The organism is Bacillus sp. PDNC022 (genome assembly GCF_016919285.1).
Lineage (GTDB): Bacteria > Bacillota > Bacilli > Bacillales > Bacillaceae > Bacillus > Bacillus safensis.
Genome location: NZ_CP070345.1, coordinates 633,494 through 653,305, shown reverse-complemented (window position 1 = coordinate 653,305; position 19,812 = coordinate 633,494). Strand labels below are relative to the sequence as shown.

Annotated in this window: 23 protein-coding genes, 1 pseudogene and 1 riboswitch; of the genes and pseudogenes, 4 read left to right on the top strand and 20 right to left on the bottom strand. The window is 41.2% G+C overall.

Features of this window, described 5'->3' with window-relative positions; genetic code table 11:
- Positions 1-64: 64 nt before the first annotated feature.
- The 12 genes from JVX94_RS03505 to JVX94_RS03450 form a co-directional block, all read right to left on the bottom strand.
- Positions 65-1,846: an ATP-binding protein gene (locus JVX94_RS03505; protein ID WP_095408910.1), complete on the bottom strand. Its 1,782-nt coding sequence runs from the start codon at positions 1,844-1,846 to the stop codon at positions 65-67.
- The gene (locus JVX94_RS03500; RefSeq protein WP_003215596.1) at positions 1,843-2,565 is read right to left on the bottom strand and encodes a response regulator transcription factor; all 723 of its coding nucleotides are present in this window, start codon (positions 2,563-2,565) and stop codon (positions 1,843-1,845) included. The genes JVX94_RS03505 and JVX94_RS03500 overlap by 4 nt, the downstream gene beginning before the upstream one ends.
- Positions 2,566-2,650: 85 nt before the next feature.
- On the bottom strand, positions 2,651-3,829 hold the full coding sequence (ccsB, locus tag JVX94_RS03495; RefSeq protein ID WP_095408912.1) for a c-type cytochrome biogenesis protein CcsB: 1,179 nt from the start codon (positions 3,827-3,829) through the stop codon (positions 2,651-2,653).
- Positions 3,813-5,492 (bottom strand): cytochrome c biogenesis protein ResB, encoded by a 1,680-nt coding sequence (gene resB / locus JVX94_RS03490; protein WP_144484530.1) that lies wholly within the window; start codon positions 5,490-5,492, stop codon positions 3,813-3,815. The genes ccsB and resB overlap by 17 nt, the downstream gene beginning before the upstream one ends.
- Position 5,493: 1 nt before the next feature.
- Positions 5,494-6,024, bottom strand: coding sequence for a thiol-disulfide oxidoreductase ResA (gene resA, locus JVX94_RS03485; protein WP_205184551.1), 531 nt, complete (start codon positions 6,022-6,024; stop codon positions 5,494-5,496).
- Between the two features lie 90 nt (positions 6,025-6,114).
- Complete coding sequence (gene rluB, locus JVX94_RS03480) at positions 6,115-6,849, bottom strand: 23S rRNA pseudouridine(2605) synthase RluB (RefSeq protein WP_024422842.1); 735 nt, start codon at positions 6,847-6,849, stop codon at positions 6,115-6,117.
- Between the two features lie 135 nt (positions 6,850-6,984).
- On the bottom strand, positions 6,985-7,521 hold the full coding sequence (locus JVX94_RS03475; protein ID WP_041085969.1) for a spore maturation protein: 537 nt from the start codon (positions 7,519-7,521) through the stop codon (positions 6,985-6,987).
- A 4-nt stretch (positions 7,522-7,525) separates the two neighbouring features.
- The gene (locus JVX94_RS03470; protein ID WP_095408915.1) at positions 7,526-8,113 is read right to left on the bottom strand and encodes a nucleoside recognition domain-containing protein; all 588 of its coding nucleotides are present in this window, start codon (positions 8,111-8,113) and stop codon (positions 7,526-7,528) included.
- The gene (locus tag JVX94_RS03465) at positions 8,101-9,252 is read right to left on the bottom strand and encodes a D-alanyl-D-alanine carboxypeptidase family protein (protein ID WP_095408916.1); all 1,152 of its coding nucleotides are present in this window, start codon (positions 9,250-9,252) and stop codon (positions 8,101-8,103) included. Before JVX94_RS03465 ends, JVX94_RS03470 begins: the two co-directional genes overlap by 13 nt.
- A gap of 113 nt (positions 9,253-9,365) precedes the next feature.
- A complete protein-coding gene (locus JVX94_RS03460; protein ID WP_205184549.1) occupies positions 9,366-9,845 on the bottom strand; it encodes a YpuI family protein in 480 nt (159 codons plus the stop codon).
- A gap of 113 nt (positions 9,846-9,958) precedes the next feature.
- Positions 9,959-10,552 carry an SMC-Scp complex subunit ScpB gene (gene scpB / locus JVX94_RS03455; protein WP_060697219.1) on the bottom strand — a complete coding sequence of 198 codons (594 nt, stop codon included), beginning with the start codon at positions 10,550-10,552 and terminating at the stop codon, positions 9,959-9,961.
- On the bottom strand, positions 10,542-11,300 hold the full coding sequence (locus JVX94_RS03450) for a segregation/condensation protein A (protein ID WP_024422848.1): 759 nt from the start codon (positions 11,298-11,300) through the stop codon (positions 10,542-10,544). The genes scpB and JVX94_RS03450 overlap by 11 nt, the downstream gene beginning before the upstream one ends.
- Positions 11,301-11,509: 209 nt before the next feature.
- On the opposite strand from JVX94_RS03450, the gene JVX94_RS03445 reads away from it, so the two are divergent.
- Both JVX94_RS03445 and JVX94_RS03440 read left to right on the top strand, forming a co-directional pair.
- Positions 11,510-11,602 carry a YjcZ family sporulation protein gene (locus tag JVX94_RS03445; RefSeq protein ID WP_012010430.1) on the top strand — a complete coding sequence of 31 codons (93 nt, stop codon included), beginning with the start codon at positions 11,510-11,512 and terminating at the stop codon, positions 11,600-11,602.
- A gap of 90 nt (positions 11,603-11,692) precedes the next feature.
- Entirely contained in the window at positions 11,693-12,217 is a 525-nt protein-coding gene (locus tag JVX94_RS03440; RefSeq protein WP_205184547.1) for a DUF309 domain-containing protein, read from the top strand.
- A 24-nt stretch (positions 12,218-12,241) separates the two neighbouring features.
- Here the strand turns inward: JVX94_RS03440 and JVX94_RS03435 are convergent, their stop codons facing one another.
- From JVX94_RS03435 to JVX94_RS03405, 7 genes and pseudogenes are all read right to left on the bottom strand, one after another.
- Positions 12,242-12,595 (bottom strand): GNAT family N-acetyltransferase, encoded by a 354-nt coding sequence (locus JVX94_RS03435; RefSeq protein ID WP_048239303.1) that lies wholly within the window; start codon positions 12,593-12,595, stop codon positions 12,242-12,244.
- 113 nt (positions 12,596-12,708) lie between these two features.
- Positions 12,709-13,173, bottom strand: coding sequence for a 6,7-dimethyl-8-ribityllumazine synthase (gene ribH / locus JVX94_RS03430; RefSeq protein WP_029706184.1), 465 nt, complete (start codon positions 13,171-13,173; stop codon positions 12,709-12,711).
- Between the two features lie 47 nt (positions 13,174-13,220).
- Positions 13,221-13,826: pseudogene (gene ribB / locus JVX94_RS03425) on the bottom strand (3,4-dihydroxy-2-butanone-4-phosphate synthase); the annotation flags it as partial.
- An 11-nt stretch (positions 13,827-13,837) separates the two neighbouring features.
- Positions 13,838-14,488: a riboflavin synthase gene (gene ribE, locus JVX94_RS03420; protein WP_095408921.1), complete on the bottom strand. Its 651-nt coding sequence runs from the start codon at positions 14,486-14,488 to the stop codon at positions 13,838-13,840.
- 253 nt (positions 14,489-14,741) lie between these two features.
- Positions 14,742-14,883, bottom strand: a riboswitch (FMN riboswitch).
- A 106-nt stretch (positions 14,884-14,989) separates the two neighbouring features.
- Positions 14,990-15,334 (bottom strand): hypothetical protein, encoded by a 345-nt coding sequence (locus JVX94_RS03415; RefSeq protein WP_008344451.1) that lies wholly within the window; start codon positions 15,332-15,334, stop codon positions 14,990-14,992.
- Between the two features lie 229 nt (positions 15,335-15,563).
- Complete coding sequence (locus JVX94_RS03410; protein WP_205184543.1) at positions 15,564-15,800, bottom strand: DUF2164 domain-containing protein; 237 nt, start codon at positions 15,798-15,800, stop codon at positions 15,564-15,566.
- A 213-nt stretch (positions 15,801-16,013) separates the two neighbouring features.
- Positions 16,014-16,595, bottom strand: coding sequence for a TetR/AcrR family transcriptional regulator (locus tag JVX94_RS03405; RefSeq protein WP_205185500.1), 582 nt, complete (start codon positions 16,593-16,595; stop codon positions 16,014-16,016).
- Between the two features lie 279 nt (positions 16,596-16,874).
- Here JVX94_RS03405 and JVX94_RS03400 point away from each other — a divergent pair, with 279 nt between their 5' ends.
- Positions 16,875-18,125, top strand: a complete 1,251-nt coding sequence (locus tag JVX94_RS03400) for an MFS transporter (protein WP_144484541.1) — start codon at positions 16,875-16,877, stop codon at positions 18,123-18,125.
- Between the two features lie 30 nt (positions 18,126-18,155).
- On the opposite strand, the gene JVX94_RS03395 is transcribed toward JVX94_RS03400, so the two are convergent.
- The gene (locus tag JVX94_RS03395; RefSeq protein WP_008359679.1) at positions 18,156-18,593 is read right to left on the bottom strand and encodes a peptidylprolyl isomerase; all 438 of its coding nucleotides are present in this window, start codon (positions 18,591-18,593) and stop codon (positions 18,156-18,158) included.
- 321 nt (positions 18,594-18,914) lie between these two features.
- Between JVX94_RS03395 and JVX94_RS03390 the strand changes: the two genes are divergently transcribed.
- Positions 18,915-19,799, top strand: coding sequence for a DUF1002 domain-containing protein (locus JVX94_RS03390; protein WP_024422856.1), 885 nt, complete (start codon positions 18,915-18,917; stop codon positions 19,797-19,799).
- Positions 19,800-19,812 lie beyond the last annotated feature (13 nt).

Genomic DNA, 19,812 nt, shown 5'->3' with positions numbered 1-19,812 from the left:
GAAAAAACACTTCATTTTCTTTCGAAAAGAAGTGTTTCTCATGTAACAAGATTCTTCGTCAAGATTAGACGAGTTCCTGCTTTTTTCTCGGAATATAGAAGGTAAAGTGAGTACCTGCCCCCGCTTTGCTGTGAGCATGTATGGAGCCTTGATGCGCCTCTACGATGTTCTTCACAATCGCAAGGCCAAGTCCAGTACCAGATCGTCCTCTTGTCCTTGCTTTATCGGCTTTATAGAAACGTTCGAAAATAAAGGGCAGATCCTCTTCGGGAATTCCGCTCCCCGAATCTTTCACATCCATTTTCAGCCCGTTCTCCACCGATTGAACCGAAAAGTGAACCTCTCCGCCCTCTGGTGTATGACGAATGGCATTATCAATGAGATTCGTAAACACTTGCTCAATCTTATCTGGATCGAATACAAAGTACGGTTCATCCACTTGAATATCATACGTAAGGTCGATTTGTTTTTCTTTCGCAATGCCGAGAAACTTACGGTAGATCTTCTCAGTCAGCTCTTCTGTATCTGTTGATTCAAGATTCAGTGTAATGTGACCTGCTTCCATTCTCGCTAGATCTAGAAGATCATTCACAAGTCGTCCCATTCGCAGTGATTCATCATAGATAATTTGCGCAATCTCTTTCTTTTCCTCTTCTGAGCCTGCGATATCATCTACAATCGCCTCACTGTACCCTTGCAGCATGGCAATTGGCGTACGAAGCTCATGACTGACATTGGCAATGAAGTCTTTTCTCAGCTTGTCAAGTCTTCGTTCCTCCGTCATATCACGAAGGACCGCAACTGCTCCCCTGACATCCTGCTGATTATAAAGCGGAGACATGAGAAGAACCCAAGTACGCCCTTGCAGTGTGACTTCGATCATTTGCTCTTTTTCTGTGCTGACAGCTGTATGAAATAGCTCGCGCGCTTCCGGCGGCAGTTCATCTCCATCTTTGATCTTCATATTTTGCTCGTAATACCATGCCTGCAAAAATCGTTCTGCAGGAGGATTCGTCATTAAGATCGTTCCATCAATATTGATGGTGATAACGCCATCTGCCATACTGCTTAAAATATTAGACAAATGTTCTTTTTCTTGATTTAAGGCTGTGATATGGAATTTAAGCTGCTTCCCCATTTGATTAAAGGCGATAGCCAGTTCTCCAATTTCATCTTGCGTTAAAATAGGAATCTTTGTATCAAATTTCCCTTTCGCCAAATCTTGAGCACCCTCTCTCATCTTTCTGAGAGGATAGGTGACACGTGTTGACAAGAAGAAAGCGAATATAGTGGTCAGTACAATGGCAATTCCGGCTGCTAAGAAGATGTAGCGCGTTGTGTGTTTCGTTGTTTGTTCTACAGCGAGGAGTGACTGAGAAAGAAAGACCATGCCTTTTTTTCCGTTCGCCTCAAATGGAACACCGACTACAATCCGTTCATCTTTTTGATTGCCTGCATCAGGTTCTGCACGTTTACTGATTTTTTTACGATCTTTCAGTGCTTGATTTAAATCGCTGTCCGCTTCAATTTGTTTCTTTGTAATTGCAGGAAGCTTCCCGTCTTTTTCAGACGAATACCACTCTAGCCCGTCCTCTTGGATGATCGCAATACTCGTCAATTTGTCAGCAAGTTCTGATGTAATTGACCTTGCAAGCGATTGATCCTCATGGCTTTCCAAAATGACCGCTACTTTGTTTGCCATTTGTGTTAAATCAGACTTTGCTTCTTCTACATGATAATTCTCAATGAACTCTAAAAGAAGCACAGTTAAAATAGATAAAACGATCAGGACGAGGAAAAGAATGGTTAACCATAGCTTTCCTACAACACTTTTCCACAGTTTCATTCAGCGCCGACCTCAAATTTGTACCCGACGCCCCATACAGTTACGATTTTTTTCGCTGCTTCTGGTGACACTTTATTCAGTTTTTCACGAAGTCGTTTGACGTGGGTATCGACTGTTCGTAAGTCTCCAAAGAACTCATATTGCCATACTTCTTTTAACAGCTTTTCTCTGTCATAAACCTTATCTGGTGTTTTTGCAAGGAAATATAAAAGCTCATATTCCTTCGGCGTGAGGCTGACTTCTTTGCCATCAGCGGTCACCCTATGGGCATCATGGTCAATAGAAAGATGAGAAAACACAAGAACATCCTTTGTTGTTGTCCCAGTATTAAGATAAGACGTTTGAGACGATCTTCTGAGCAATGCCTTTACACGTAAAACAACTTCACGCGGGCTGAAAGGTTTGACGATGTAGTCATCCGTTCCTGCCTCAAATCCTTGAACGCGGTTGGCTTCTTCTCCTTTTGCCGTCAGCATAATGATTGGAGTCGCTTTTTTGTCTCGAATTTGATTACACACCTCGATTCCATCTGTACCAGGCATCATTAAATCGAGCAAAATGAGGTCGTAATCGGTTTGAAGCCCTTTTTGAATCGCCTCATCTCCATTTTCCGCTTCATCGATTTCATAATTTTCACGTTCTAAATACATTTTTAAAAGGCGGCGAATTCTTGCCTCATCATCTACGACTAATATTTTCGTTTGAGTTGTGTGTTCCATTAGACAGTCCTCCTGCTTTCTCCGTTGTTACATTCATTTTAACAAAAAGCCGAATTGAATCATAAAAGTTGGCTTTTCCTTGTGTTTATGCGTAAGAATGAAGCCCTGCAATAACAAGGTTGACAAAGATGAGATTAAACATAATAATGGCGAAGCCGATCACAGCAAGCCAAGCCGACTTTTCGCCATGCCAGCCTCGCGACAAGCGAAGATGAAGATAGGCTGCATAAAAAAGAAACGTAATCAATGCCCATACTTCCTTCGGGTCCCAGCCCCAAAACCTAGTCCATGCAATTTGCGCCCAGATCATGGCAAAGATCAGCCCGCCTAGCGCAAATACAGGGAAACCAATCGAAACAGCTCTATACCCAATTTCATCGACTAAATCTAGGTTCACCTGTTTTACTAGCGGTTGAAGCAGTGCGCTCAGTCGTTTGCGAATGATCAATCGAATGAGTCCGTATATAATCAGACCCACGCCAAATGACCATAACACTGTATTGACCTTTCTACCTGAAAAAACAGGCGGCAGCTCAACAAACGGCTCCAAACGATCTTCCGTCACAAGCTCCCCTTTATGAGGTCCGACAAGAGCTGGCAGCTCATAGACCATCTCACTTTTTTCTTTGTTTTTATCGATCCAATTAAATGTTGCTTCATATCCTGTCATTCTAAAGATAGACGTGACAGCGATAAATGCAAGTGTGACGACAATCATAAACATGACAAGCTCTAAACCAAACGTCTTCTTCCCTGGCTTTGTTTGATCCACATGCTTTAATAAAAAGATGACACCTGCCACAAAGCTGATGGCTAAAATGGCTTGGCCAAGTGCTGCTGTTGTCACGTGAATATAAAGCCAATTACTTTGAAGTGAAGGAATCAGCGGTGAAATGTCTGATGGAAACATACTTGCATAGGCAATAATCAATAAAGCGATTGGAAGTGTGAATAAACCAAGTACAGACACTTGATACACAAAATATAAAATGATGAATGCAAGCACCAGCATCATGCCAAAAGCGGTTGTGAACTCAAATAAATTACTGACTGGTGCATGACCAGACGCGATCCATCTTGAAATAAAATAGCCCAACTGGCTCAAAAAACCGATGATGGTAAGCGTAATGCCAATGAGTGCCGCCTTATTCCTGCGCGGTCCATCTTCTTTCTTTTTTCCTTTAATGGCACCACCAAAAAAAGGAACTGCCGCTAAATAAAATAGAAAAGCTGCAAATAACAGATTTTCACTGACTGCCGCCATCTAATCCTTCCCCCTTGCTTTTGCTGATACTTGTTGTATCAGGCAGTTCTTTTTGATCTACTGGCTGTTTGATGCCACTTCCGCTCAGTAACACGTTAAGATCGGACTTTAAGCCGAACCAGTTTTTGTTTGTATGTCCTGCCACAAATACTTTTCCATCCTTTGCCGACAGCCAGATTCTTCTATGCTGCCAATACATCCCCTGCACGACACCAATCATGAAGATGATTCCGCCTACAATGAGCACCCCAAGTGTTAAATCCTTTCTAACAGTTAACCCTGTGACGTTTTTCGTTTCAACCCGATCAAACTTCATTTTATATAGATTGTTATCTGAACCCTCTACTGTCTCTTGAATGGCCACAAAGCTTTTTTCACCTTTAGGTTTTTCAGGAGAAATCATTTCAAACACGAAAGCAGGATTATTCGGATTCCTTGTTTTCGTACTCGGCGTTCCATCATCGTCAAAATAAAAATCAGGCAGATAGCTCATCACTTTGACTTTGTAACCGCTACCAAGATCATATTCTGACTTAGGCTCCAGCAGATTAATCTTCACTGTACCGAAAGATTTTTCTGTATCTTTACGAATCAGCTGAAAGACCATTTGATCGAGTTCATTTTGTTTAAAATCCACTTGATATAATGAGAAATTGTCAAACTTGAGCGGTTCATTCACTTTGATATCGTGTTCTGTGACCTGCTTCAGCTTGGGCTTTTCACCCAATACAACTTCTCCTTCACGTTTGTATAAGACGGCATCCGTTTTATAGCTTTTCACCACTTGACCGTCGCCAGCTTTTTCAATAGCATTCTCAAACACTTCTTTTTCATTCCCAGATTGATAGCGATCAATTGAAAACGCATTATTTTTCAAGAAGTATTGACCATCCGTGCCTGGAATCGGTGCGGTTTCACCTTCTCTGACCCACAGCGTTTCATCCACGTACATGCCCGGGACAAACCGGAGCATCGATCCAATGAGAAAGATGATTAACCCAATGTGATTGACGTAAGGTCCCCAGCGTGAAAAACGTCCTTTTTCGGCTAAAATATGCCCATTTTCTTCTCGCACGCGGTAACGCTTTTGTTTCATTGCTCTTATGATGCCTTCATATGTATGCTGATCTAATGTTTTGTCTGTCTCGCTGAACAGACGCTGTCTTCTCATAAAGCCTTCTTTTTTAATAACCCCTTGGTTTTTGAGTGCTCGATAAAGAGGAATAACGCGGTCGAGACTACAAATGACAAGGGAGATTCCAATTGATGCGACAAGAGTTAAAAACCACCAAGAATTATAAAGATCATGGAATCCAAGTGTGTAATACAGCTTGCCAAACGATCCATATTGCTCTTCATAATACGTGGAAGCAGATGCACCCGGCGGAATAAATCGCTCCTGCGGAAAAATCGTTCCAAGCGAAGAAGCGAGCAGTGTAATGACAATCAGCCACACACCCACTTTAACGGAAGAAAAAAAGTTCCATACTTTATCAACAATCGTTTTGTTGTATGTTTGCGAGCGCCTTGCACTGCCGTCATATCTCATATCAAGCAGCTTTGAAGAGTTTTTCTCTTTAGCCGCAATGGGATTCCCGCATGATTCACATAGAACAGTACCGATTGGATTAATATGTCCACACTCGCACTTTACCTCTTTCATTCTATGACCCCTTTGGTTTAATCAAATTCATATACTCATAGATTTGACGTTCTGTCATTGTTCCCTTTATGACTTTGATTACGTTGCCTTCAGGATTAAGCAAAAGCGTAGTTGGCAGCTGCCCAATATCATATGCCTCTGTCACTTGACGATCTTTGTCCATGGCAACAGGAAAATTCACGCCATAGGATTCCATAAAATTTTTCACGGCAATCTTGGATTCCGCAACATTGACTGCAACAATTTCCACACCGCGATCCTTGAACACTTCATATTGATTCGCCATATAAGGAAATTCTTGTTTACACGGACCACACCATGTACCCCAAAAATTAAGAAAGACACCTTTGCCTTTTAAGTCCTTTAACTCAATCCGATCCCCATCCACAGATTGAAGGACAAAGTTTGGCGCAATAGATCCTTCTTTGACTCGATCCTGTTTGGCAAATACTGAGTTATACATTGTATAACATAGTGCAGCAAGCATCACGAGGAGAATGCCCGTCCGCATGAAAAACCGTCTTTTTTTCATCTGAAGTACCCCTTCCCCATAGACATTCAGGTAAATTATAGCATTCTCCTTCTTTTGATGCTTCTTCATTTTTTGAAGTTTATGTGAAAATTAAAAAGCGCTTTTCCCATGATCCGCAATTGCTCGCAGGCGCTTTACTTCATGCGGAGACAATTCTCTGCGGTCTCCTGGTCTCATACCTTCAATATGAAGGAACGAATATTGCTCTCTTTTTAGCTTTAACACATCATGTCCAATCGCTTCAAACATGCGGCGCACCTGTCTGTTTCTGCCTTCATGAATGGTTAATTGAACAATACAAGTTTGCTTTCGTTTATCAATAGAAAGCATTTTCGCACGAGCAGGTGCTGTTTTTTTATGATCTAACATGATCCCTTTTTCCAGCTTTCTAAGCAGTTCCTTTGATGGAATGCCTTTTAGCTTCGCTGCATACGTCTTATCAATTTCGTATTTCGGGTGCATGAGCTTATGGGCAAATTCCCCGTCATTTGTAATCAAAATCAAACCGCTCGTATCATAATCTAACCGGCCGATTGGATAAAGGCGCTGCGGGACATCATCAAAGAAATCTGTGACGACCTTACGTCCTTTATCATCCTCGGCAGCAGAAATGACGCCGCGCGGTTTATAAAGCATAAAGTAAACCGGTTCTTCCCTTTCAAGCTTTAATCCATTGACTTCAATTTTATCTGAAGAGCCCACCTTCACTCCGAGCTCTGTCACTGTTTGACCATTAACGGTAACTCGTCCTTCTTTAATTAATTCTTCAGCCTTTCGTCTTGAAGCGACGCCGGCATGTGCAATTACTTTCTGTAAACGTTCCATTTGTCTTTCACCTCATGTACTATCTTACTTGCTTGACTTAAAACAAACAAGCATTCGTGGAAAAATAAGCGTTTCGTCTGTCTAATTTCAGCTAAAAAACGATTTTCCATCCATGAAATACAAAAAAGCGCCTGATTAGGCGCCGCTAAATAACAAACTGACGATAATCACAGATGCAATGACACCAATGAGATCTGCTAGCAAACCTACTTTCAGCGCATCTCCCATTTTTTTAATACCGACTGCTCCAAAATAGACCGTTAAAATGTAAAGGGTGGTGTCTGTTGACCCTTGCATGACAGCTGCGAGCTGGCCAATAAAAGAATCTGGGCCATAGGTCGCTATCAAGTCAGACGTCATTCCGAGTGCAGCCGTTCCTGATATCGGGCGAATAAATGCAAGCGGCACGACTTCTGCCGGGAAACCAATCGCTGTAAAGACTGGTTTTAACAGTCCCATGACAAAATCAAGCGCACCTGACGCACGGAATATCGTAATGGCCACAAGCATACCGACTAAATAGGGAATGATTGAAAAGGCAATTTGAATGCCCTCTTTTCCTCCCTCTACAAATGTTTCATAGGTTGGTACCTTTTTAATGGTTCCCGCAATCAAAATCCCTGCGATGATCAGTGGAATCAAAGCAAGTGACAGCCAGTTAATAAATGCCACAAGATCACCCCCGCCTGCTTCTGCGATAGTGGAAATATCGATCGATGAGAATTGCACCGATTCCTGAAATGAGTGTTGCTAAAATGGTTGGTCCTACAATGTCTGTTGGCTGATCTGCCCCATACGTCATTCTTATGGCAATGACGGTGGTTGGCACAAGTGTGATAGAGGATGTGTTGACCGCTAAAAATGTAATCATAGACCGGCTTGCCTCGTTTTTTCCGCCGTTTAATACTTTCATCTGCTCCATCGCCTTAATCCCAAGCGGTGTAGCAGCATTCCCGAGACCAAAGAAATTCGCCATGAGATTGGACAAAATATACCCCATTGCAGGATGATGAGGCGGAATATCCGGGAATAGCTTTGAAATAAAGGGCCGGCACAATTTACTAAAGAAATTTAACAGCCCTGCCTCTTCGGCAATCTTCATGAGCCCGAGCCAAAAAACGAGAACACTAATCAAACCAATCGAAATGGTGACCGCTTCTTTTGAGCCCTTAAATACAGCCTCGTTCACTTCCTGCATCGTTCCATTAAACATCGCATAGACAAGACCGATGACAGTGAGAAATACCCAAATTAGATTGACCATGAAGATCCGCCTATAGATGTCTGAAAGACAGACTTAAACATTTCTTGGAAGCTTTTTTGAGGCATGCGGTTTCGTTTATTTTCATAAAAAATCGGTAATTGCTCGATCACCTGTCCATCTAATAAAATCGTCATTTTTCCAACAACATCTGGGATGGCTTCAGCGTTTTTTTTCCATTTCTTTTTAGGGGTGAGCATTTCCGTTTCAATTTTGACAAGTTTTTTCTCATCTTCATTTAAAAAATAGTCCACATCACGCTTGATAAACGCTTTTTTTTCGTAAAAGGTCCCTTTTAATGAAGCGAGCCTTCCTTTTTCAGCAAGCACATACGTTTTGTAGTGATCAAATGCATATTCAAACATAGAGATATGATCCTTCCAGTCGTCCGGCGCATTAATGGTCACAGCGATCAGCTCAGCATCCCCTTTTGCAGCGGTTGAGACGAGTGTGCGTTTTGCAAGCTTTGTATATCCCGTTTTCCCTCCAGTTGAATATTGGTATAAGCCGGTGAGCAGCTTGTTTTTATTTTTCCAATAGCCTTCCATTGTCTTCGCTTTATAGAAAGTCGTACCGGCAATTTTTTGATATTGTTTATGCTTCATCGCGTATTTTGTTAGGATTGCCATGTCATAGGCTGATGAATAATGATTTTTATGATCATCGAGTCCGTGCGGATTTTGAAAATTCGTATTCTCCATTCCTAATTCAGCCGCCTTTTGATTCATCATAAAAATAAATCCTTCTAAGCTGCCGCCAACATGCTCTGCAATGGCAACAGCTGCATCATTTCCAGAACGCAGCATGAGCCCGTACGTCAAATCTTCTAAGCTCACCTTCTGCCCTTCCTTTAAATAAATGGATGAGCCCTCCGCTTGAATCGCACGTTTTGATACTTTAACGGTATCTTTCATTTTTCCTGATTCAATGGCTAATACAGCCGTCATAATTTTTGTAATACTGGCGATTCTTCTTTTTTCGTGCTCGTCTTTTCCAAATAGGACTCTGCCTGACTGTCCATCTATTAAAATGGCGCTTCTTGCACTCACTGATAATGAAATGTCTGCTTTGGCATGTGAGGAAAAAGGCAGTAAGAGTGTAAATAGAAGAAGGACTGCTGTTCCAATTTTTAAATAGGGCATGTTCATTCACGTCCTTGTCCGTTTTGTACAAGTGTATGCTCAGCTGAAAAAGTTATGATGCCTCGTCCATAAAAAAAAGCGCCTCTACATATAGAGGCGCTTCTTCCAGTTGCTTATACCATTTTCACTTGCTGATGAGAAGTCGTATATTCCAGCTCTTCTCTCATCGCTAAAAAGTCTTTTTCTAATAAAGAAAATAATTTTTTCATATCAGCGGATACTTCATGGTGAAAAACAATGCTGCTTTTTCCTGTATAAGCCGAACGGCTGTCTTCATACCATGTATCCTTTTTTGGCGTAAAAAATTCTTCAATACATTGATGATAAATACGGTGGAGCATCTGCTGTGCGGCTTGCTGCGGGAATGTCTGCTGCTGGCCAATTTTCCTGCAAACTGCTGCTGCATCCTCACTATACACTGCAAGCTTCCGTAATGTACTCAATATGTCACAATAATAGGCTTCCGCTTCGGGGTTTAATCGTTTCAAGCTTGATAAGGTGGTTTCGTTCAAAAAACCATTCATTTCAATTGCAACCTTTGATAAAAAGACGCCTGCTTGATCAACTTGAGCCTTTACATTCATATGTGCCATTTGTTTCGTGTTTACCTTCCCCTCATGGCTTTGTCACCATTTTATCTGTCATCAAAAGATTTTAGACCTAAAATCTTTTTTATATTTTACCATACATTTTTCCTTCTTTTGAACTATTTTATGTCTTCAAATGTTTGATTGAAGTTTTCAAAAAATAGATCGGCCTCTTCTTGTACTCCGTCTGCTTCCACATTCTCTGGAAGCGGTGGTAATTCGTCTAAGGCTTTTAAACCAAATTGCTCTAAAAAAGTAGGGGTTGTCCCATAAAGAATCGCTCGCCCCGGACCATCGGCACGTCCTACTTCACAGAGCAGTGCTTTGGCTACTAAGCTATGAAGTACCCGCTCTGATTTGACTCCTCTAATCTCCTCTACCTCACTGCGTGTAATGGGCTGTTTATAAGAAACAATTGCAAGCACCTCAAGCGCTGCCTGCGACAAACCTTTGGATGGTGTTTCGACCAATTTTTTTAAATAAATACTGTATTCCTTTTTCGTCAGCAGCATATATGAATCTGCATATTCAATGAGCTCGATCCCTCGTTCTTGTTTTTGGTATTCTTCTTTTACAGCAGACATAATGTCGAGTAATACCGACTCATCTACTTCAAGAACAGACATGAGCTGTTTTCTTGTTAAGCCTTCGTCACCTGCTGCATACAGCAGCGCTTCTAAGATGGCTTTCCAATTCACGATATCAAGCGTCATGAATCGTTTCACTCCCTATGATATAAATGTCTTCAAAGTTCCCTTCCTGCTCTAGCATAATTTGATGACTTTTCATCAATTCGAGAACAGCAAGAAACGTCACGACAAGGTGTTCCTTTTGATCATGTTGAAATAGAGTCATGAAATTGGTCCGCTTTTTTGTTTTTCTTAAATGGTTCATAATCTCATTCATTTTGTCTTCAATCGGGATTTCTTGTCTTGTAATCTTTGATGGTGCTGGTTTCGTTATTTTCTTTCGATTTAATACCTTTTGGAACGCACCTAACATATCATACACCGTTACGTGTAAATTTGTGTCCTTCGCTTCTGATTCTTTTGCAAATTCGCTTAAATCACTCGGTGGTTTTGTAAAGGCATTTTGCCTTTCTTCTTCGCGTTCCTTTAATTCTTGTGCTGCATTTTTATACTTGCGGTATTCAATTAATTTGCCAATCAGCTCTTCGCGAGGGTCTTCTTCCTCTTCGAGCAGGTCTTCATCAAACAGCTCTTCCTCTTGTTTCGGAAGAAGCATTCTGCTTTTAATACTCAGGAGGGTTGCAGCCATGACCAAATATTCGCTCGCAACATCGAGCTCAAGCTCCCTCATCGTGTGGACATATAATAAATACTGCTCCGTAATTTTAGCGACGGGAATATCATAAATATCAATTTCCAACCGGTTGATTAAATGTAAAAGCAAGTCCAAAGGACCTTCGAACGAATCTATTTTCACCTGATATTCCAGCATCATTTTCTCACCATTTCTACTGTCTTCTAAGTACCGTTTCACCGGCTAACCTTTAGTATAAGACAGGATAAAGCTCTCGTCCAATATAATTTCGGCCATGATGCCTTAGGCAAATCGAGAAAAACTGTGGATCCGCCCATACCAATAAGGGCATTTATACATAGAATACCATTGTAATCAGAACTGATGAAAAAGGAGGCCGTATCATTATGGGAGATGGCTATAACTTCGGCGGAGGATTCGCGCTAATTGTCGTGCTTTTCATCTTGCTGATCATCGTTGGCGCGGCTTGGGTTTATTAAAGAAACAGAGCGTCCTTTTCACTAAAGGGACGCTCTTTCTTCTTTTCTTTTCGATATGTTAGACTGAGAGTGGAAAAGGAGATGACCGCTGTGTATCCTGAAGCGTACGTGGCTTTTTTACACGAATTTCATACGACAAGAGATTATTTTGAGTGTCATGAAATTCTAGAGGAATATTGGAAAGAAGATCCCCCTGAGCAGCGCAAAGAATATTGGGTCGGGCTCATTCAGCTCGCAGTTGCCTTGTATCATCAAAGACGGGGAAATGGAAAAGGAGCAAAACGGCTCATTTCTAACAGTCTTCACTTGTTAGAAGCAAATCGTTCAGTTTTATCGAATCTCGGTCTGGATGATGAGGCATTTCTGCTGCTTCTGCGAACGCTGAAAAAGAAGATGGATGAAGACATGCCCTATGAGAGTGTGATGCTGCCGATCAAAGATGAAGCACTTCTGTCTTTATGCCAAGAAATGGCCCAAAAAGAAGGACTGCTCTTTGGACAGGAAAGCAACTTATCCGATACATTTTTAATCGAAAAACATAGACTCCGTGACCGGACAGATGTATTGCTGGAACGACAAAAACAGATCGAACGTAAAAAAAGCAGAGGACTGTAGCCTCTGCTTTTACATGTGTGATATTTAATTTGTTTCACTGTGACACTTATGAAAGAAGCCTTGCGTTAATTCATTTGGAATGAGAGTTTTGGTTTTAAATATCTCTTCCACGGCTAAAACCATTTCCTTGCCGATTCCTTGATCACGATGGGATGGATTCACACTAATATGCTCGATTTGTACTTGGTCGTCTGTTTTCAGCACACCAATAGCACCTACGATATCCTCGCCATCTTTCCATAGGAACAGCTGCCGATCTTCATCCATTTCATATGACTTCATCGTCTGCTGAAGCTGTTTGACGTCTTTCTCACCCGGCATAAAGGACAGGAGTCCCATGGCAATTTTTTCAAAAGACCTCTTGTAACGAATTAACATATATACCCCTCAATATTCAAATTATCCTAATTTCCAGCAAATGGCTTATGAATCATTTGCTCATCACACATTATAAACATTTTTATACCGTTTTTAAACTCTTTTTCACTAAATTAAGAAAACGTTCGATTTAGATTCGCCATTTCAATAGCAGCTGCAGCCGATTCGCTGCCTTTATTTCCAGCTTTTGTACCAGCTCTTTCAATGGCTTGTTCAATCGATTCTGTTGTCAGTACACCAAAGATAATCGGAACCCCTGTTGACATAGCACTTTGGGCAATTCCTTTAGCCGCTTCATTACAAACGTAATCATAGTGAGTCGTTGCGCCTCGGATCACGGTTCCAAGTGTAATGACTGCATCATATTTTTTGGTTTCAGCTAATTTTTTTGCCATGTACGGAATTTCAAAAGCGCCTGGTACCCACACAACATCGATATCATCACCGTTTGCGCCGTGTCTGAGTAATGTATCTTCTGCTCCATCTAGCAGTTTACTTGTAATAAAATCATTGAATCTTGCTACGACAATTGCAAATTTTAGTCCTTCTGCTACTACATGACCTTGTATTGTATTCATATGTTGATCATCCTTTTTTGTGATTTTTATTTTGTTTCAATAGTGGCTGTTCGATGATTGTTTAAATATGTCTGTAATGCTTCTATTGTCAGCATCTTTAAATCATGCTGTTTTTGGATCTCATTTAGTTCAGGGACGCGCGCCATTGATCCATCTGCATTCATAATTTCACATATGACACCCGCTGGCTCTGAACCTGCCAGTTTAGCAAGATCAACCGCTGCCTCTGTATGACCTGGTCTTTCTAGTACACCGCCCTCTTTTGCAATGAGCGGAAAAACATGACCTGGTCGGGCAAACTCTTCTGGTTTTGCGTCTTTATTTAACATGGAAAGCATGGTCGTGGAGCGCTCAAAAGCACTAATACCAGTCGTCGTTGTCACATGGTCGATGCTTACTGTAAATGCTGTATGGTGTGCATCCGTATTATGTTCAACCATCGGATGCAGATTCAGGTGTTTGGCGATCGACGCATCGACTGGCGTACAAATGAGGCCTCTTCCATGTAATGCCATGAAGTTAATCACTTCAGGCGTGGCATGCTCAGCAAGTGCCACAAAGTCTCCTTCATTTTCTCTGTCTTCATCATCTACTACGATAATGATTTCTCCTTGTTTAAGGGCATTTACTGCCTCATCAACTGAATGATACATACAATCGCCTCCTAGAATCCGTGCTCTTTTAGAAATGATGGGGTCAATCGAGATGGCTGTTTTTCGCCTTGCTCTTTTGTTAAAAAGCGATAAATGTATTTACCGATCATGTCACACTCTATATTCACGATATCCCCCATAGATTTAGTCGGGAAAATAGTTCCTTCAAGCGTGTGAGGAATAATAGAGACTGTGACATATGAATCTCGCAAATCGAAAATGGTCAAGCTGACACCATCTATTGCGATCGAACCCTTTTGGGTGAGCATATCTGTGAGGGTCTTGTTCATCTTTAAATCATAGTAAATGGCATTACTCTTCTTTTCTATCCGGGTAATGACAGCCGTTCCATCAACATGGCCTGAGACAAAGTGGCCGCCAAATCGTCCATTTGAGGACATGGCTCGCTCTAAATTCACTGGACTGCCTTTTGTCAGCTGATCCAGTGATGTTGCTTTGACCGTCTCTGGCATCACATCTGCCGCGAACTGTTCTTTTGTGAAGCTTGTGACCGTGAGACATACTCCATTAATGGCGATACTGTCTCCGAGATGAACATCTTCCAGCACACGGCTGCATGTTATGACAATTTCCATGGCATCTGCTGATTTTTTACTTAATGACTGGACGGTGCCGACTTCTTCAATTATCCCCGTAAACATGTGATCCTCCCTTTCTTTTCATTTGTATTTCTCACTTTTTAAAAAAGCGATGTTAGGGACATGTGATCGATTGAGCACCTTCGTCGCTTTTTATGGTCCATACAAGGTAAATGAGGGATCACCTAATAAACACTGCATGCAGTCTACTAACGACAAAAACATACAGAAAGCCCCGGAAAAAATTCCGGGGCTGTGGCTTTTTTGCATCAGAAATAAAACTATGATCAACAAATATTTTTCGTTCATAGCTTTCTTTATCCTTCTCCCATCCAGACTTTCACTGTCGGCTTCAGCTTTTCACTGAATCAACCGTTAATAAATTAACGGGTCACGGGCTGTAAAGCATTTGCTTTATTACCGTCGGTCGGGATTTTCACCCTGCCCCGAAGGATACAATCGATATTTAGCTGTCCTTATGGGCTATTATAGCGATCCTTGTTGTTAAATGCAACAATCATGATTTCTTCACAAAAAAAGCCTCCTTATAGGAAAGGAGACATGTTAATTAACGACTTTTACTACTTTTATCAGTCCATCTATTCTTTTTTCATTACTAAAGTAGGCTTTAATACGATCGCCTTTTTTCAGATCGGCCACATCATCTTCAAATTTCTTTCCATTAAAAATAATTTTTGTGCCATTCTTTGCTTGACCGTAATATTCATCTCCATCAATTTTCGTAATGGTATATTCATAGATGGTGTAATCTTTATCATTATTTGTTAAGCTCTCGCCAATAGCTGTTGGCACATCTTCAATTTTCATGCCATTCATGTATAAATAACCTGCGCCTAAACAAAGCAGTAAAACAAATAAGATCGCAATTTTTAATTTAATTTTCCCCATATTTAGAACCTCCATCATCTGCACTTCGCCTATTTGTATGTTTTATTCCTTCTTTTTTTGAAATAAAACCAAAAAAGCTGATTTTCATTAATGGTTACTTATATAACGATTCAGATGGCCCTTTGGTTCCACCTCTTAATCATTACATATGATACGAATATGCGTTCTTTATTAAGGGGGTCTTTTTCCTATTTATCAGTTCGTAACACACCATACTGCAGCTTTTCGACTAGATTCTTTTTTCGAGTGCGAATAAGTCTTCCTCTAACAATTGGGACCGCTGGACAGCGATGCTGCGGCTGTCACGAACCCCTTGATTATAATAGTAGCTTCCAAGGTTTTTTGTGATAAATTCTAGTATATTGATGGCTGCTAATTCACCAATCTCTTCTTCTCGTTCTTCGGCAAAGTAACGCTGAATGGTCGTCACCATTTGATTTTTTTCTTCTTTTGTGAGTGGTTTCAAAGTCTCCCCTTCTTTCTTTTCGTTTTCTTCATTTGCATCTGGATGTGCTGGCATCCCACAAATACGAATGTTTGTTCTCTTATCATATCATAAAAACAGCTTCTGTGCATGACTGCCCTATAAGAAAAAGCGTAATTTGATGTATTGGATCAAATACGCTTTCACTATGCTGTATGATTTTTTCACGGAAGCTGTCATAGCGTGTTGTCCATTTTATTTTAAAATGGATAAGATCGTCGCTACAGAATGATCTACAAATGAACGCTCTGGGCGTGACTTCATGAGTACGGTAAGCCCGATGAAAGAAACGACCAGTGTCTGTGCTAAGGCTTTCGCATTCAAGCCGCTTTCGAGCTCACCCGAGCGAATACCTTGCACAATCTTTTCTTCAAATATGACCGAAAGATACATCTGATGTTCTCTTGTCAGAATTTCAAATTTCTCTTCGTGTGGAGCAAGTTCCACTATTGTATTAATGCAAAAACAGCCTTTACTCGGGCCATCTCTATATTCTTCTTCCACTACATCTGCAAATAATGTATGAAATGCTTCCTTTACAGATGGATTGTTTTGAAGTTTTGTTCGAATACGGGCTGCATGCTGCTTTGTATATTTGCGTAATGCAGCCTCAAATAATTCCTCTTTATCTCCAAAGGCTGAGTATAAGCTTGGCCGCTGTATTCCCATTTTTGCAGTCAAATCGCTTAACGTTGTAGCTCTATACCCCTTTTCCCAAAAAAGCCCCATTGCATCATCCAACGCTTTTTCCTCATCAAACTCACGCTGTCGAACCATCATCAATTCCTCTTTTCAATAATAAAATCATTTCACCAAGACAATTATTCATTTTTATTTGTAAGGATATCATTTTCTTATTCATTACCAATTAGTACATTATAATTTTATTTTATTCATGTAAACATGTCAAACTGCCTTTCTTCTTTCAAGAAGAACACAAAATAACCGGATTAAACTCTTGACTTTAAAACATTTTGTTGGTTATCCTTAACAGGAATCATTTTATACCGATCAGTATATTATACTTTTGAGTATAAAAAGGAGAGGATGCAATGAATGGTTAAAGATAAAATGACTCCAAGAGATCATCCTGATATGAGAACTGCTCATTTACGATCAAAGATGACTCACTATATGGCACTACTTTTTGCAGCAGCGTGCGGGATGGCTGTTGCAAACATATACTTCGCACAACCGTTACTAGATTCACTGGCAGACGAGTTCGGTATCACGTATTCATCCATCGGTATTGTCATTACGATTACTCAGCTTTGTTATGCGGCGGGGCTGCTACTGATAGTACCACTTGGTGATCTGCTGAATCGACGCCGGCTCATCATAGGTCAGATGCTTTTATCTGTGCTTGCCCTCATTCTAGTCGGCATCGCTCCTATCGTCACCGTCCTATTTCTAGGATTAGCAGTGGTTGGACTGCTCGCTGTAGTCACTCAGGTACTCGTTGCGTTTGCAGCAAGTTGGGCTGCTCCAGAAGAGCGCGGCCGTATAGTCGGCTTGGTGCAAAGTGGAATCGTAATCGGCATTCTTCTCGCCCGAACCTTTGCTGGTGTATTAACCGATTTTGCTGGCTGGAGGTCTGTTTATCTTGTTTCTGCCGTCATCATGCTTATCCTAACTGGCGTATTGTTTCGAGTGCTCCCGGGTGATGACAGCAAAAGAGAGTCATTATCATATGTTCATCTGCTTCGTTCAATGTTTATATTGTTTATACAAGAACGAATCCTGCGCATCCGCGGGATTTTGGCTCTTCTGATTTTTACCGTCTTTGGTACGTTATGGACTTCACTCGTGCTGCCTCTCAGTACCGCACCATACTCTCTTTCACATACTGCCATTGGCGCATTTGGTCTTGCTGGAGCAGCCGGAGCGTTAGGGGCTACTCGGGCAGGCATCCTTGCTGATCGAGGTTTTGGACAGTACACAACCGGTATAGCCCTTTTCCTATTATTCATTTCATGGTTTTTCATCGGTTTGACTGAACATTCACTTATTGCATTAGTTATTGGCATTATCATTCTTGACCTATCTGTGCAGGCAGTACACGTGACCAATCAGAGTATGATTTTCACAGTACGGCCTGAGGCGAGAAGCCGGCTTACTGCCGCTTACATGATTTTTTACTCCATCGGCAGTGCGACCGGTTCAATTGTTTCAACCAGTATATACGCGACCTATGGCTGGAGCGGAGTATGTCTTTTTGGTGCCTCTATCAGCGCTTTAGCCATTTTGTATTGGATCATCACCTACCGCCTAACGGAAGAACTCACAGTAGTCTCAGAAACAAAATAAAAAAACACCGCGATTAAGCGGTGTTTTAGATTAAGCATCTACAACTTCGACTTTTTCCATGCCTTGACCTTGCTCCATATCAAGTACAGCCTCGATACCAGATGTTACCTTGCCAAAAACAGTGTGAACACCGTTTAAGTGCGGCTGCGGGTCATGTACGATAAAGAATTGGCTGCCGCCTGTGTCTTTACCAGCATGCGCCATTGATAATGAACCTCTTTCGTGCTGATGTGGATTTCCTTCTGTTTCACATTTAATTGTGTAACCAGGACCACCCGTTCCATTACCGTTTGGGTCGCCGCCTTGGCTGACGAAACCAGGGATCACGCGGTGGAATTTCAATCCATCGTAGAAGCCTTCATTCGCTAATTTTTCAAAGTTTGCTACTGTACCTGGAGCAGCCTCTGGGTAAAGTTCAAACTCAATTTTCTTTCCATTCGTTAATTGTATGTATCCTTTTTTCGCCATTTTTCACATTCTCCTTTCAGGTTAAACAACGCTCATTATAGCACATTTTTGGTGATGTTAAACATCCCCTGCTCTTCGATTGTCATTTACCTCTTAACTGATGATTGATAAAATAGGGTTGCTTCATTCTTTTTTCCTAATAAAATGATATCTGACTAAATGATATGTTTTCATTTATTGGAAAAGGGACACATCTTAAAAAGAAAATTGAAACGTCGAGCCAATTTGTTACGTCTATATGATGGAGTGCACTACTTTACGTGTACTCAAAAGATGAGTTTCTCTTGAAAGAGGAACGCTTTCGACTTGAAGGAGGTCAACATGTTTAAAAAAATGATGCTTGGTATGATGGCAGCGCTCCTTTTCCTTATTGGTGCGCCAAAAGTCAGCTTAGCGGATGCAGCTGTCGGCGATGTCATCGTCACACTCGGGCAAGACTTAACTCCGGCTGATCGCCAGAAGGTGCTTGACGAGTTGAATCCACCTGAAAATGCGACAAAAATTGAAGTAACCAATAAAGAAGAGCACGAATATTTAGGAAAATACATCCCTCGTTCTTCTATCGGGACGAGAGCATTATCATCTTCATCGATCACCATTGAAAAATCAGGTACTGGTCTGACTGTGGACACACACAATATCAAGACTATTACAGATGAGATGTATTTAAATGCTTTAATGACAGCAGGTGTCAAGGATGCCAAGGTTGTCGTGACTGCGCCATTTGAAGTATCTGGTACAGCCGCACTGACAGGCTTACTAAAAGCGTATGAGGTGTCAAGTGACAAAGCCATTCCAGAAGATGTGAAGCAGGTAGCAAACGAAGAGCTTGTGACAACTTCTAAATTGGGTGACTCTATCGGGAAAGACAACGCTTCTGCCCTTATTGCAAAAATCAAAGATGACATTGCAAAAAACGGTGTCCCTAAAACCACGAAAGAAGTAGAAGAAAAAGTGGATCAGGCTGCTTCTGATTTAAACTTAAATCTGACGCAGGATCAAAAAGATCAGCTTGTCTCGCTCTTCGATAAAATGAAAAACATCAATATCGATTGGAACCAAGTAGGATCTCAAATTGATAAAGCAAAAGACAAGATTACTAAATTCATAGAATCAGATGAAGGGAAAAACCTCCTTCAAAAGATTTGGGATTTCTTTGTCTCCATTTGGAACGCGATCGTCTCTGTATTCACTGGAGGAAAATAATTCATGAAAAAAA